Source organism: Actinophytocola sp. (genome assembly GCF_035634895.1).
GTDB lineage: Bacteria > Actinomycetota > Actinomycetes > Mycobacteriales > Pseudonocardiaceae > Actinophytocola.
Map to the genome: position 1 here is coordinate 1 of NZ_DASQCC010000174.1, position 13,954 is coordinate 13,954.

A 13,954-nucleotide genomic window follows, 5' to 3' on the forward strand; every position below is an offset into this window, starting at 1 on the left:
CCCGGCGCTGGCGGAGGCTCACGAGGCCGGCGCGCACGTGCTCGTCAAGGAAGGCCTGGCCAACGGACGCCTGGCCGTCGACCCGCCGGCCCCGGTCGCCGACCTCGCCCGCTCGCTCGGCGTCGGTCCGGACGCCGTTTCCCTGGCCGCCGTGCTGGCCCAGCCATGGGCGGACACGGTCCTGTCGGGCGCCGCGGGCACCCACCAGCTGGCGAGCAACCTGGCGGGGCTCGAGGTGGGCGAGATCGACCTGCCGGACCTGGCCGAACCTCCCGCGCGGTACTGGCAGCACCGGTCGCGGTTGGCGTGGGCGTGAGCCCGTAGGCTGGGGAACATGCGCCGGATCATGGGTACCGAGGTGGAGTACGGCATCGCCGTCCCAGGGGACGCGACCGCCAACCCGGTACTGACCTCAACCCAGGTCGTGCTCGCCTACGCGGCCGCCGCGGACATCCCGCGTGCCCGCCGGGCACGCTGGGACTACGAGGTCGAGTCGCCGCTGCGCGACGCGCGCGGCTTCGACCTCGGCGCACCGGGTGTGCCGCCGTCCGACCCGGAGGTGGAGGACCTCGGCGCGGCCAACGTCATCCTCACCAACGGCGCCCGCCTCTACGTCGACCACGCGCACCCGGAGTACTCCGCGCCCGAGGTCACCAACGCGCGCGACGCCGTGATCTGGGACAAGGCCGGCGAGCGGGTCATGGAGGAGGCGGCCATGCGTGCCGCCACCGTGCCCGGCCAGCAGCGGCTGCAGCTGTACAAGAACAACGTGGACGGCAAGGGCGCCAGCTACGGCACCCACGAGAACTACCTCATGGCCCGCAACACCCCGTTCACCTCGGTCATCGCCGGCCTGACGCCGTTCTTCGCGTCCCGGCAGGTCGTCGTCGGCTCCGGCCGGGTCGGCATCGGCCCCGCCGGCGAGGAGTCGGGCTTCCAGCTGTCCCAGCGCGCCGACTACATCGAGGTCGAGGTCGGCCTGGAGACCACGCTCAAGCGCGGCATCATCAACACCCGCGACGAGCCGCACGCCGACGCCGACAAGTACCGCCGCCTGCACGTGATCATCGGCGACGCGAACCTGGCCGAGACCTCCACGTACCTCAAGGTCGGCACGACCGCCCTGGTCCTGGACCTGATCGAGTCGGGTGTCCGGTTCGACGCGCTCAAGCTGGCCGACCCGGTCCGCGCGGTGCACACGATCAGCCACGACCCGACGCTCAAGGTGACCGTCGAGCTGTCCAACGGCCGCAAGTACACCGGCCTGGACATCCAGCGTGCCTACCACGAGCTCATCTCCTCCCACATCGACCGCACCGAGCAGGACGCGGTCTCCCTGGACGTGCTGCAGACCTGGGGCGACACGCTCGACGCGCTGTCCCGCGACCCGATGGAGTGCGCGGACCGCCTCGACTGGCCGGCCAAGCTGCGGCTGCTGGAGGGCTACCGCGCCCGCGACGGCCTGGCCTGGAACGCGCCCCGCCTGCACCTGGTCGACCTGCAGTACACCGACGTCCGGCTGGCGAACGGCCTGTACAACCGCCTGGTCGCCCGCGGCTCGATGAAGCGCCTGGTGACCGAGGAGGAGGTGCAGGCCGCGATCACCACGCCGCCACTGGACACCCGGGCGTACTTCCGCGGCCGCTGCCTGGAGCGCTACCCGAACGCGATCGCGGCGGCGTCCTGGGACTCGGTCATCTTCGACCTGGGGCGCGAGTCGCTGGTCCGCATCCCGACCCTCGAGCCGCTCCGGGGCACGAAGAACCACGTCGGAGAGCTGTTGGAGGCCTCTGAGACGGCCGAGCAGCTGGTCGACGCGCTGACGGGTGGGCCGAGGAGGTAATGCCTGGAGCGGGGACTGAGAGCGGCCCGTTCGACACAGTTCGCTCCAAGCGAATGTCCCGATTGACGATCATCGGCTGGACGGTTCGCGAAATTGTCGGTGCCGGTCGGTAATCTTGGGGTAGGCAAGCCCCGATACGGGAGGCGAGATGGCTCAGGAACAGACTCACCGGCAAGGCGGCGGTGACGGCGACGAGGACGTCGACGGTGCCGCGCCCGCTGGTCAGGAACGCAGGGAGAAGCTCGGCGAGGACGTCGACACGATCTTGGACGAGATCGACGACGTGCTCGAGGAGAACGCCGAGGACTTCGTGCGCGCGTACGTGCAAAAAGGCGGCGAGTAACCGCTGTCCCCACCGAACGGACAGAAAGCAGGCATGGAACACACTCCATTCCGCGCCATGCCCGGCGCATCGCTCCCGGCCGCCTACATGACGGCCGAGACGTCCTCGTTCATGGACTTCCTCCGGGTGCAGGCACCACACCTGCTCCCGGGCAGCGGTGGGCTCGGTGGCGTCGAACCCGTACGTGCCCGGCAGCTGCCGGACCTGGCGCAGCAGGCGCCCCACGGCACCACGATCGTCGCGGTGACGTTCGACGGTGGCGTGCTCATCGCCGGTGACCGGCGCGCGACCTCGGGCAATCTCATCGCCCAGCGCGACATGGACAAGGTGTTCGTCGCCGACGCGTACTCCGCGGTCGGCATCGCGGGCACCGCCGGTCTCGCCATCGAGATGGTCCGGATCTACCAGGTCGAGCTGGCGCACTACGAGAAGCTCGAGGGCGTCACGCTGTCGCTGGACGCCAAGACCAACAAGCTGTCCGCGATGGTGCGGGGCAACCTGGACGCGGCCATGCAGGGCCTCGCGGCCATCCCGCTGTTCATCGGCTACGACGTCGACGCGGCCGACCCGGCGAGCGCGGGCCGGATCGTGTCGTTCGACGTGGTCGGCGGCCGGTACGAGGAGCGCGCCGGCTTCCACGGCGTCGGCTCGGGCTCGCTGTTCGCGCGCTCGGCGCTGAAGAAGCTGTGGGACCCGGGCTGCGACGAGGACGCCGCCATCCGGATGACGATCGAGGCACTGTACGACGCCGCGGACGACGACTCGGCCACCGGCGGTCCCGACCTCGCCCGCGGGATCTACCCCCAGATCGTCACGATCACGGCGGCCGAGGGCGCCGTGCACCTTTCCGACGACAAGGTCGCCGAGGTCACCGAGTCCGTGGTGACCACACGCGCCAGCCAGCCACGCGGCTGACCCCCCCGACCAGTACGAAAGAGGAGCCACCACCGTGACGATGCCGCTGTACGCCTCGCCCGAGCAGTTGATGCGGGACCGCTCGGAGTATGCCCGCAAGGGCATCGCGAGGGGCCGCAGTGTGGTGGCGCTCAAGTACGAGGGCGGCGTGCTGTTCGTCGCCGACAACCCGTCGGCGATGCTGCACAAGGTCTCCGAGATCTACGCCCGTATCGGGTTCGCGGCGACCGGCCGGTTCAGCGAGTACGACGGGCTGCGCCGCGGCGGCATCCGGCACGTCGACCTGTGGGGCCTGGCCAACGACCCGCGGGACGTGTCGGCGCGCCTGCTGGTCAACGTGTACGCCCAGACGCTGGCCTCGGTGTTCGCCGACCAGCTCAAGCCGTACGAGGTCGAGCTGTGCGTCGCCGAGGTGGGCGCGACCCCGGAGACGGACCAGCTCTACCGCCTCACCTATGACGGCTCGATCGTGGACGAGCCGTCGTACCTGGTCATGGGCGGCCAGACCGAGCCGGTCTCCACCAAGATGAAGGAGACCTACGAGGAGGGCATGTCGCTGGAGGCGGCGGTGCGCTTCGCGTCCGCCGCGCTCGCGGCGGGCTCCCCGTCGAGCAACGGCGACAACGGCGCCGCCAAGCTCAAGCTCGAGGTCGCGGTGCTCGACCGGGCACGGCCGAAGCGGGCGTTCCGCCGAATCGAGGGCGCGGCCCTGACGGCGCTGCTCCCGTCCGAACCGGCCGAGCCGACCGGGGAGCCCTCGGAGTCCTCTGACGCCGAGTCCAACGACACTGACCAAGCGTGACGGGACGGTTTCGATGACTAGTTTGTCTCACCTCCGGGCGGCCACGCGAACTGTGGCCAAGAAACGCCTAGGCTAAAGGGATGCAGCGGCGGATCTTCGGCATCGAAACCGAGTTCGGCGTGACCTGTACGTTCCACGGCCAGCGCAGGCTGAGCCCGGACGAGGTCGCGCGGTACCTGTTCCGGCGGGTGGTGTCCTGGGGCCGTTCCTCGAACGTGTTCCTGCGCAACGGCTCTCGCCTGTACCTCGACGTGGGCTCACACCCCGAGTACGCCACCGCGGAGTGCGACGACCTCGTACAGCTGGTCACGCACGACAAGGCGGGGGAGCGGATCCTCGAGGACCTGCTCGTCGACGCCGAACGCCGGCTGGCCGACGAGGGCATCGGCGGCGACATCTTCCTGTTCAAGAACAACACCGACTCCGCCGGCAACTCCTACGGCTGCCACGAGAACTACCTGGTCACCCGCGCGGGTGAGTTCTCGCGGATCGCGGACGTGCTGCTGCCGTTCCTGGTGACCCGCCAGCTGATCTGCGGCGCCGGCAAGGTCCTCCAGACCCCACGCGGCGCCGTGTACTGCCTGTCCCAGCGCGCGGAGCACATCTGGGAGGGCGTGTCGTCCGCGACGACGCGGTCCCGCCCGATCATCAACACCCGCGACGAGCCGCACGCGGACGCCGAGCGCTACCGCCGCCTGCACGTGATCGTCGGCGACTCGAACATGGCCGAGGCCACGACGCTGCTGAAGGTGGGCAGCGCGAACCTGGTCCTGGAGATGATCGAGGACGGCGTCCAGTTCCGGGACTTCAGCCTGGACAACCCGATCCGTGCCATCCGCGAGATCAGCCACGACCTGACCGGCCGCCGCCTGGTCCGCTTGGCGGGCGGCCGCGAGGCCTCGGCGTTGGACATCCAGCGCGAGTACTTCTCCCGCGCGGCCGAACACGTCGCCCAGCGCGGCCCCGACCCGGTGGCCGAGCGCGTGATCGAGCTGTGGGGAAGGACCCTGGACGCCGTCGAGGCGCAGGACCTGTCCCGCATCGACCGCGAGATCGACTGGGCGATCAAGCACCGGCTGGTCGAGCGTTACCAGGCCAAGCACAGCATGGAGCTGTCGTCCCCGCGCATCGCGCAGCTCGACCTGGCCTACCACGACATCAGGCGCGGTCGCGGCATCTTCGACCTCCTGCAACGCAAGGACCTGGTCGCCCGCGTGACGGAGGACGGCGAGATCGAGGCTGCCAAGGACACGCCGCCCCAGACGACGCGAGCCAAGCTGCGTGGTGACTTCATCGCCGCCGCCCAGCAGGCTGGGCGTGACTTCACGGTGGACTGGGTGCATCTGAAGTTGAACGACCAGGCGCAGCGGACGGTCCTGTGCAAGGACCCGTTCCGCGCGGTGGACGAGCGGGTGGAGCGGTTGATCGCTTCGCTGTGAGCGTGCTTGCCCCGGGCCGTTGAGCCCGGGCGGCCGGGCGCGAAGGGCGGACCGGCCGGGCACGAGGGGCTGCCGGGCCACGGCGGGATGCGGGCAGGCCGGGTTGTCACGGTGTCCGGCGTTGGAACCTCTGCCCGGTTCATGCTGCTTCCCAGCGGTTCGATCACCCCGCCCGCCAGTCCAACGCTTCGGCGACCGCCGAAAGGTCCCCGGCCTAGCATCGAGAACATGAAGCTAGCCGAGGTAGCCGCCATCCTGGCCGACAACAGCCGAGCCACGATGTGCCTGGCGATGATCGACGGCCGAGCCTGGACCGTGACCGAGCTGGCCCACGCCGCCCGCGTAGCCCCGTCAACGGCAAGCGAACACGTCCGAACCCTGACCGACGCGGGCTTCGTCCGAACGCTCAAACAGGGGAGGCATCGCTACATCCGCCTGGCCGGCCCGGACATAGCGGAACTGATCGAACGCCTGGCGAACCACGCGGGCCCGGAACCGCCGAGAAGCCTCCGAGCGAGCATCCGCGCAAGGCGCCTGGCCCAAGCCAGAACGTGCTACGACCACCTGGCCGGCCGCCTGGGCGTAACCCTGAGAGACGCCATGCTGACCGAAGGCCTCCTCAACACCCGCGACGGCCTCGCGGTAACCCAACACGGCCGCAACGTCCTGGCCGAGCTGGGCGTGGAGCTCCCGCAAACCCGCCGCCCCCTGCTCCGCGACTGCCTCGACTGGACAGAACGCCGCGACCACCTGGCCGGCGCCCTCCCCGCCGCGATCCTCCACCGCGCACTGACGGCCGGCTGGCTGACCCGCGACCCCCACCGAGCAATCACGGTCAACGACAGCGCCTGGCCGGCCCTGTCACGCCTTGGCCTACCACGCGAGACGGAAACCCTGCAGGTACGCGAAAAGGTCGCAACGAGCTGACTTGGCCTCCGGCCCCCGTTTCCACACTACCGGAGCCCACCGACAATCTCGAACCATCCACAAGCGACTGTCCACAGAAGCCATTTCTGTCGGTGCCTCCCGATAGGCTGGATTCCGGGGGCCGGCGGCCGCCCAGAACCCATTTCGTGATTCACCCCGCGCGAACGGACCCGCATCCCGTTGGTGGCCATGCGAATGGCTCGCCGGCACCGTCGCGGCCGATCCCTTCGTGTCCGCCGCTGGTGACGAACGGTCCGTTCGTGAGCACCTGTGGCCGGCCGGGCTCCGCGTGGACGGTTCGTTCCTTGTTCGTCGCGGGTCGGTCCTTTGTGTACCTCCACATGAACTTCGTGCCCGTTGCCGTTCAAGGCCCAGCAACGCCGAGGTGGCCGCCGGTAACCAACACCGGCGGCCACCCCAGCAGCGGCTACACCGCCGCCGGCTCTTCCTCGCGTAGCCCCACCTTGTCGTGCATGCGTCGCAGCGCCGGCGGCGACCACCATGCCGCCCGTCCCAGCACGCGCATCCCGACCGGCACCAGCACCCCGCGAATCAGCGTCGCGTCCACCAGAATCGCCAGCCCGCTCCCGATCCCGAACATCTGGATGAAGCTCACCCCGCTGGTCCCGAACGCCAGCAGGCTCACCGCGAGCAGCATCGCCGCCATCGTCACGATCCGCCCGATTCGCGACAGCCCATGCTTCACCGCCTCCTCCAGCGAAGCACCGTGATCATGCGCCTCCTTGATCCGGCTCAGCACGAACACCTCGTAGTCCATCGACAGCCCGAACACGATGCAGAACAGCAGCACCAGCATCGCCGTGTCCAGCGGCATCGGCGTGAACCCGAGCCACGACGACAGCCACCCGTCCTGGAAGATCAGCACCAGCACCCCCAGCGTCGCCGACAGGCCCAGCACGTTGAACAGCAGCGACCGCACCGGCTGCCACACGCTCCCCGAGAACAGGAACAGCAACACGAACGTACTGATCGCGATCAGCCCCGCCGCCAGCGGCAACCGGCTGCCGATCGCGTCCTTGCTGTCCACGAGCCGTGCCGCGGCGCCCCCCACCACGGCATCCGGGCCGTGCACCGAACGCACCGCCGCTACCAGGTCCTGCCCCTCGGCCGAGTGTGGGTCGTACGCGCTGAGCACCGACAGCCGCTGCACCCCCGTCTCCGACGCGTACGTCGCGTTGCCCGGTCCCTCGGCCCTGCCCTCGACGAAGGTGCCCACGCTCGCGGTCACCGACCGGACCCCGGGCACCTTCGACAGCGCCAGCGCGTAGTCGCCGGCCACGTTCGTGCCCACGGGTGACGTGCTCACCACGTCCAACACCTTCGCGTCGTCACCGGGGAAGTCCGCACGCAGCTCGTCGCCGACCGCCCTGGTCTGCGCGGTCGTCGTCAGGACCCGGTCGTCCGGCGTGCCGAACCGCACGCCCAGCAGCGGGACCGCGGCCACGATCAGCAGCAGCACCACCGGCGCGCCGGTCAGCACCGGCCGGCGCAGCACCACCGACGCGATCCGCGCCCACACCGCCGACGCCGTGCCCGGCGTCCTGCGGAGCCACGGCAACCGCAGCGAGTTCACCCGCCTGCCCAGCAGCGCGAGCAGCGCCGGCAGGACCACGAGCGCGCTGACCATCGCGATGATCACGACGCCGATGCCGGCGTACGCGAACGAGCGCAGGAAGAACAGCGGGAACACCATCAGCACCCCGAGCGCGACCGCGACCGTCAACGCGCTGAACACGATGGTCCGGCCCGCCGTCGCGACCGTGCGGGCGACGGCCTCGACCGTGTCCTGGCCGCTCTCCAGCTCCTCGCGGAACCGGGACACCATCAGCAGCGCGTAGTCGATCGCGAGGCCGAGTCCGAGCGCCGTGGTCAGGTTGATCGCGAACACGGACACGTCCGTGACCGAGCCGAGGATCGCCAGCAGGGCGAACGTGCCGAGCACCGCGAACGCGCCGATGGCCAGCGGCAGCAGGGCGGCGAGCACGCTGCCGAACACGACGACCAGCAGCAACAGGATGATCGGCACCGCGATCGCCTCCGCCAGCGCGAGATCGCTCCCGACCTGGTCGCCGATGTCGACGCCGACCGCGCCCGCCCCGCCGACGCGGACCTGGAGCGGGCCGGACCCGGTGGCGTAGGCGTCTCGCAGCTGCTCGACATCCCCCGTGTCGGTGAGCTTGGCGACCACGAGCGCGTGCCGCCCGTCGTCGCCCCGCAGTTGCGGGGCCTTGGTCGTGAAGTACGAGACGACGTCGGTGAGGCCGCGGTCGCTCGCCAGCCTGTCCGTCAGCGCGGTGCCGGCCTGCCGGTTGGCCGCGTCGTCGACCGTGCCCGACGCGGGGGAGAGCAGGAACACGACGTCGCTGTCGCCGCCGAACTGGCGGTCGACCAGTTCTTGTGCCTTGCTCGACTCGGCGTTGGGGTCGACGAACCCGCCGTCGGCCCGCAGCTTGCCGAACGCGGTGAAGCCCAGCGCGCCGGCGCCCAGCATGACCAGCAGTGTTACCGCCAGAACGCCTCGTGCGTGCGTTGCGGCGAACCGCCCGATCCGTCCGAACATCTCGCCCCTCCTTCAATGTGTGCACCCGTAAACTTGTTGCCCGTTAACTTGCCATGCGATGTTGGCTGGTGTCAACATCGTTCTCATGAAATCCTCGGCTGGGGGCAAGCAGGGCTATCACCACGGCGACCTGCGCAACGCGCTGATCACGGCGGCCGCGGAGCTGGCGGCGAAGGGTGGCCCGCAATCGGTGACCATCCGCGCGGCCGCGCGAGAGGTCGGGGTGACGCCGACGGCCGCGTACCGGCACTTCGGCGGCCACGAGGAGCTGCTCGGCGCGGCGAAGGAGCGCGCGGTCGAGGAGCTGACGAGGGCGATGCACACCGAGGTCGACGCCCGGCCGACGTCCACGGGTGACGAGGTGCACGACGCGCTGGCGCGGTTGGGTGCGCTGGGTCGCGGCTACCTGGCGTTCGCGCGTGCCGAGCCCGGCCTGTTCCGTACCGTCTTCTCACCCGACGGCCCCGTGCTGTCCCCGCCGGCGAGGGAAGACGGTGTCGGCCCGTTCACGATGCTGATCGAGGCCATCGACGAGCTGGTCCGGGTCGGCTACCTGAGCCGAGAACGCCGCCCGATGACCGAACTGGCCTCGTGGGCGATCATCCACGGTCTGGCCACGCTGCTGGACGGCCCGCTACGCGAGATACCGGAGGACATGCGCGACGGGATGATCGTGCGGAGCATGCTCGTCCTCGTGCACGGTTTGGGCGGCGCCGGTTTCTCCCCGGAGATCGAGGACCTGCTGGCGACGGAGCTGATGACCCGGCCCTAGCCGCCGTGGAGAGCCCGTGCGGTGGGGGACTTCTCTACCTGGCGTGGGTCCGGATGGGTGCCGAGCACCCGGTCGGCGGTCCCCGAGGTGGTGACGGTGAACCAGTAGTGCTCGTTCTTGTAGTGGTGCAGGCGGTGGTTGCGCCAGACCGCGCGGTAGAGGCGTGAACGGGGCCGGTAGTCGCTGTGGATGAGGTAGTGCGTCCACTCGTAGCCGAGCCCGAGCAGCCCGACCACGGTCATGAAGGTGAGCCCGAGCGCGATGCGTGGGAAGAGCAGCAGCCCGATCGCGAGAAGGCCCGGTAGCAGCCAGAGGTGCGTCTGCCACGGGATGAAGACGAGCGGCACGTCGCGCGGATCGACGTGATGGGCACGGTGTTTGCGGGACAGCAGGGGATCGATGGTCAGCGGCCCGACCCGCCGGGGCCGCCAGTGCAGGACGCAGACGTGCACGACCCACTCGAAGAACGGGAACACGGCGAGCATCGCCAGGGGCGTCCACACGTCGGATCCTCGCCAGTCCCCGGCGAGGATCCGCGCTGTCCCGACGCCGACGAGGAAGGCCGCGATCAACCAGGGCGAGGGATGCCACCAGAATCCCTTGGCGGCCTCGCCGAGGCCGATCGACCTGCGTTTGGCCTCGTCGGCCCTGAGCCGCTCCCTGGCCAACCTGTCGACGTCTTCGGTCACGGCATCTCCTCCAGCTTGCGGATGGCGGCGAGAAGAGCCTCGGTGGCGGGGGTGAGGAGATCCTCGGCGGCCCGCCGGGCGCCGGCGGAGTCCCCCGCGACGATGGCGCCGGTGAGGGCCCGGTAGGTCTCGATCTGCCCGACCTCGGCCTCCATGACGGTCGCGAGCACGGCGATGGCGGGTTCGTAGGAGGCGCGCAAACTGTTGAACATCAAGCGGAACACGATGGAGTCGGCGCCGTCGACGATGTGGTCCCAGAAGACGAGCGCGTGCCGCTGGCGCACCACGGGATCCTGGTCGACCTCGAGCCCGTCGACGGTTTCGCGGAGCGCGTTGCCGAGCCGGGCACCGGCCCGCTCGGCGGCGAGCGCGGCGACCTTGGGCCCGATCAGCAGCCGAGCCTCGAGCACGCTGCGCGCGACGTCCGGTTCGAGCTCGCCACGGGGCAGCAGGAGGCGGGGGAGCAGGTCGAGGCTGGCATGCCGGCGATAGTCCCTGACCGTGGTGGCATCACCCTGACGCACCTCGACGAGTCCGGCCTGCGCGACCCGCTGAAGAGCTTCGCGGACGGCGGGTCTCGACACCCCGAGCACCTCGGCGAGCTTGCGCTCACTGGGCAACGACTCCCCGGGCGCGAACTCACCACTCACAACGTCGTCGATGATCTGGTCGAAGACTTCATCCGGCACCGAGCGCCGGGCAACGGGTTGCAGTGCCATGACAAGAGGTAACCGCAAACCCCAGTAGAGGTCAATTGGTCATACCAGTATTATCCACAGGCGCCCCAGTTATCCACAATCAAGATCGACAACGCCGTCCCCATCACCCCCTCCCGGTAGAATGGGCAGCGGGGTGGCCCCCGGGATCGGGTGGGGGCTGCCTGGTCTCCATTCTGGGGCTGGAACTTGCGAAATCGCGTTTGCGCTGGTCAGGGCGTGTTTTCTGGGCTCAGCTCAAGCTCAGGTCGTGCCGGTGCTTCCTGCGAGCGAAGCGCGTCGGGTCCGCGACCATCCCGCGCAGCAGGGTGACCACCACCTCCGAGGCGTCCATCGACGCATGTCCGAACAGCGCCCGGTAGTGCACGAACGATCCCAGCAGATCCACGACCACGTCGCGGTCGAGGCCCTCGCGCAGGTCGCCACGCCCCTCGGCTCGCTCCACCACCTCCCCGACCACTCGCCGCGCCGGCTCGAACAGCGTGCTCATGAACTCCTCACGTAACTCCCCGCCGCATTCCGCGAACAACGCCCCCAGCACCCCGGGCGGCGTCCGACGGAACGCGGTCACGAACACCTCGACCCCCGCGACGAGATCGCACACCACGCACCCGCTCTCCGGCGCCCTAATCGACCCCGCGTCGAGCCGCCGCACGAGCGCCGCCAGCACGAGCTCCGGCCGGCTCCGCCACCGCCGATAGATGGACGGCTTCGTCGTCCCGGCCCGCCGTGCCACCTCCTCCAGCGTCAGCCGCGCGTACCCGACCTGCGACAACACGTCCGCGGTGGCGTCGAGCACGGCGCCGTCGATGGTGGGGTCACGGGGTCGTCCGGTCCGCTCCATGCGCCGCACTCTAGTTACGTCCCGGCGCGTAACGAAATGTCAATGGACCATTCGCTCGCATACCTGGCGCGCCAACGGGACTCCCCCAACCCAGTCGGGCTAGAGTTCGAAACGTGTCCGTCGTCCGCGCCGAAAGACTCGTGAACCTGGTGCTGTGCCTCCTGTCCACGCGCCAGTACCTGCCTGCCGAGAGCATTCGCAAGATTGTTCCCGGCTATGCCGACGCGCCCAATGACGACGCGTTCTTCCGCATGTTCGAACGGGACAAGACCGAGCTGCGTGAGCTGGGCATCCCACTGGAGGTCGGGCGGAACTGGTCGTTCGACAAGGTCGACGGCTACCGCATCGCCCGGCGTGACTACGAGCTCGGCGACATCGAGCTGGAGCCCGACGAGGCCGCCGCCGTCGCGCTCGCCGTCCGGCTGTGGGACTCCCCGGAGCTGACCGGTGCGGCGCACGGCGCGCTGCTCAAGCTGCGTGCCGCGGGAGTGGACGTCGACCAGGGCGTGCCGGCCGTCGTCGAGCCGAAGGTCCGCACGACCGAGCCGGCGTTCGGGCCGCTGCTCGCCGCCGTGCAGGCCGGCCAGGCCGTCGGCTTCGACTACCGCCGGCCGTCGCCGGCCGAGTTACGCGGCCGCACCCTCGAACCCTGGGGCGTCGTCTCATGGCGCGGCCGCTGGTACGTCGTCGGGCACGACCGCGACCGTGACGCGCCGCGGTGCTTCCGCCTGTCCCGCATCGTCGGTGACGTGCGGCTGCTCGGCAGACCGGGCACCGTGCGCCGCCCACCGGAGGTCGACCTGCTGAAGTTCGTCGCCAGCACGAGCAGCGAACCGAGCGATTTGGCGACCGTGCGGCTGTGGCTCGCCAAACAGCGGGCCGCGGGCCTGCGCAGGCGCGCGACGGTCGTCGGCGAGCGCGAGCTCGACGGCGAGCTGGGCGACGAGGTCGAACTGGAGGTCGTGCACACCGACTCGGCGGCGAGCTGGATCGCGGGCTACGGCCCGGACGCGGTCGTGCTCGAGCCGGACGTGCTGCGCAAGGCCGTGCACGAGCGGCTGCTGGCCGTGGCGGAGGCGACGTGAACGCGGGCAACACCTCACAGGACCGGCTGCCGAGGCTGCTGGCGCTGGTGCCGTACCTCATCGCACGCCCGGGCATCGCCGTCGACGAGGCGGCGGCCGACTTCGGCGTCAGTGCCAAGCAGCTTCGCAAGGACCTGGAGCTGTTGTGGATGTGCGGGCTCCCGGGCTACGGCCCCGGCGACCTGATCGACCTGTCGTTCGAGGGCGACACCGTGTCGGTCAACTTCGACGCGGGCATGAGCCGGCCGCTGCGCCTGACCGGCTCGGAGGCGACGGCATTGTTGGTGGCGCTGCGCACGCTGCTGGACGCCCCGGGGGTCGCCGACGCGGACGCCATCCGCCGCGCGGTCGCCAAGATCGAGGCGGCGGCGGGACAGGCCCAACCGGCGGGGGTCGCGGTGGGTCTCGGCGTGCGCGAGGGCAAGACCACCGCTCACGCGCGGGAGGTGGTGCAGTCCGCGCTGCGCTCGAAGCGGGCGTTGAGAATGATGTACTACACGGCCTCGAAGGACGAGATCACCGAGCGGACGGTCGATCCCATGCGGATGCTGATCGTCGAGGGCCGTGGGTATCTGGAGGCGTGGTGCCGTCGCGCGGAGGGGGTGCGGCTGTTCCGGCTGGACCGGATCGACGACGTGACGGTGCTCGACGAGCCCGCGGCGCCGCCGCCGTACGCGGAGCAGACGGACACGACGGCCGGACTGTTCCGGCCGAAACCGGAGCAGCCGGTGGCGCAGCTGGTGCTCATGCCCGATTCGCGGTGGGTGTCGGAGTACTACCCGATGGAGGAGGTCGCCGAGCTGGACGAGGGGCGGGTGCGGGTCTGGATGCGGTATGCGGACTCGTCGTGGATGGTGCGGTTGTTGTTGGGGCTTGGTGGGGATGTGGTGGTTGAGGGGCCGGGGGAGTTGGTGGACGCACTGCGGGAGCGGGCGGTGGGGGCGTTGGCTCGTTATCGGTGAGCTTGGCTTGGGTGGCTGGTTCGGCTCGGGCGGGGC

12 protein-coding genes and 2 pseudogenes are annotated in these 13,954 nt (G+C 70.1%); 10 read left to right on the plus strand and 4 right to left on the minus strand.

The window, feature by feature from the left end; all coding sequences use genetic code 11:
- The 7 genes and pseudogenes from VET29_RS26030 to VET29_RS26060 all read left to right on the plus strand — a co-directional run.
- Nucleotides 1-316: pseudogene (locus tag VET29_RS26030) on the plus strand (aldo/keto reductase); the annotation flags it as partial.
- Between the two features lie 18 nt (nucleotides 317-334).
- Nucleotides 335-1,843: a depupylase/deamidase Dop gene (gene dop, locus VET29_RS26035; protein WP_324925037.1), complete on the plus strand. Its 1,509-nt coding sequence runs from the start codon at nucleotides 335-337 to the stop codon at nucleotides 1,841-1,843.
- 145 nt (nucleotides 1,844-1,988) lie between these two features.
- Nucleotides 1,989-2,186 (plus strand): annotated as a pseudogene (locus VET29_RS26040) (ubiquitin-like protein Pup); the annotation flags it as partial.
- A gap of 33 nt (nucleotides 2,187-2,219) precedes the next feature.
- Nucleotides 2,220-3,101, plus strand: coding sequence for a proteasome subunit beta (gene prcB / locus VET29_RS26045; RefSeq protein WP_324925041.1), 882 nt, complete (start codon nucleotides 2,220-2,222; stop codon nucleotides 3,099-3,101).
- A gap of 34 nt (nucleotides 3,102-3,135) precedes the next feature.
- Nucleotides 3,136-3,903, plus strand: coding sequence for a proteasome subunit alpha (gene prcA / locus VET29_RS26050; protein WP_324925042.1), 768 nt, complete (start codon nucleotides 3,136-3,138; stop codon nucleotides 3,901-3,903).
- An 80-nt stretch (nucleotides 3,904-3,983) separates the two neighbouring features.
- The gene (gene pafA, locus VET29_RS26055) at nucleotides 3,984-5,342 is read left to right on the plus strand and encodes a Pup--protein ligase (protein WP_324925044.1); all 1,359 of its coding nucleotides are present in this window, start codon (nucleotides 3,984-3,986) and stop codon (nucleotides 5,340-5,342) included.
- Between the two features lie 219 nt (nucleotides 5,343-5,561).
- Nucleotides 5,562-6,269 carry a helix-turn-helix domain-containing protein gene (locus VET29_RS26060; protein ID WP_324925057.1) on the plus strand — a complete coding sequence of 236 codons (708 nt, stop codon included), beginning with the start codon at nucleotides 5,562-5,564 and terminating at the stop codon, nucleotides 6,267-6,269.
- 427 nt (nucleotides 6,270-6,696) lie between these two features.
- On the opposite strand, the gene VET29_RS26065 is transcribed toward VET29_RS26060, so the two are convergent.
- On the minus strand, nucleotides 6,697-8,850 hold the full coding sequence (locus tag VET29_RS26065; protein WP_324925046.1) for an MMPL family transporter: 2,154 nt from the start codon (nucleotides 8,848-8,850) through the stop codon (nucleotides 6,697-6,699).
- An 85-nt stretch (nucleotides 8,851-8,935) separates the two neighbouring features.
- Between VET29_RS26065 and VET29_RS26070 the strand changes: the two genes are divergently transcribed.
- The gene (locus VET29_RS26070) at nucleotides 8,936-9,622 is read left to right on the plus strand and encodes a TetR/AcrR family transcriptional regulator (protein ID WP_324925048.1); all 687 of its coding nucleotides are present in this window, start codon (nucleotides 8,936-8,938) and stop codon (nucleotides 9,620-9,622) included.
- On the opposite strand, the gene VET29_RS26075 is transcribed toward VET29_RS26070, so the two are convergent.
- The 3 genes from VET29_RS26075 to VET29_RS26085 all read right to left on the minus strand — a co-directional run bounded on the left by VET29_RS26075 (nucleotide 9,619) and on the right by VET29_RS26085 (nucleotide 11,871).
- Nucleotides 9,619-10,311 carry a sterol desaturase family protein gene (locus tag VET29_RS26075; RefSeq protein ID WP_324925050.1) on the minus strand — a complete coding sequence of 231 codons (693 nt, stop codon included), beginning with the start codon at nucleotides 10,309-10,311 and terminating at the stop codon, nucleotides 9,619-9,621. The genes VET29_RS26070 and VET29_RS26075 overlap by 4 nt on opposite strands.
- Nucleotides 10,308-11,030, minus strand: coding sequence for a FadR/GntR family transcriptional regulator (locus VET29_RS26080; protein ID WP_324925052.1), 723 nt, complete (start codon nucleotides 11,028-11,030; stop codon nucleotides 10,308-10,310). Before VET29_RS26080 ends, VET29_RS26075 begins: the two co-directional genes overlap by 4 nt.
- 229 nt (nucleotides 11,031-11,259) lie before the next feature.
- On the minus strand, nucleotides 11,260-11,871 hold the full coding sequence (locus tag VET29_RS26085; RefSeq protein WP_324925054.1) for a TetR/AcrR family transcriptional regulator: 612 nt from the start codon (nucleotides 11,869-11,871) through the stop codon (nucleotides 11,260-11,262).
- A gap of 113 nt (nucleotides 11,872-11,984) precedes the next feature.
- Between VET29_RS26085 and VET29_RS26090 the strand changes: the two genes are divergently transcribed.
- Nucleotides 11,985-12,956 (plus strand): WYL domain-containing protein, encoded by a 972-nt coding sequence (locus VET29_RS26090; protein WP_324925055.1) that lies wholly within the window; start codon nucleotides 11,985-11,987, stop codon nucleotides 12,954-12,956.
- Complete coding sequence (locus VET29_RS26095) at nucleotides 12,953-13,918, plus strand: YafY family protein (RefSeq protein WP_324925056.1); 966 nt, start codon at nucleotides 12,953-12,955, stop codon at nucleotides 13,916-13,918. Before VET29_RS26090 ends, VET29_RS26095 begins: the two co-directional genes overlap by 4 nt.
- Nucleotides 13,919-13,954 lie beyond the last annotated feature (36 nt).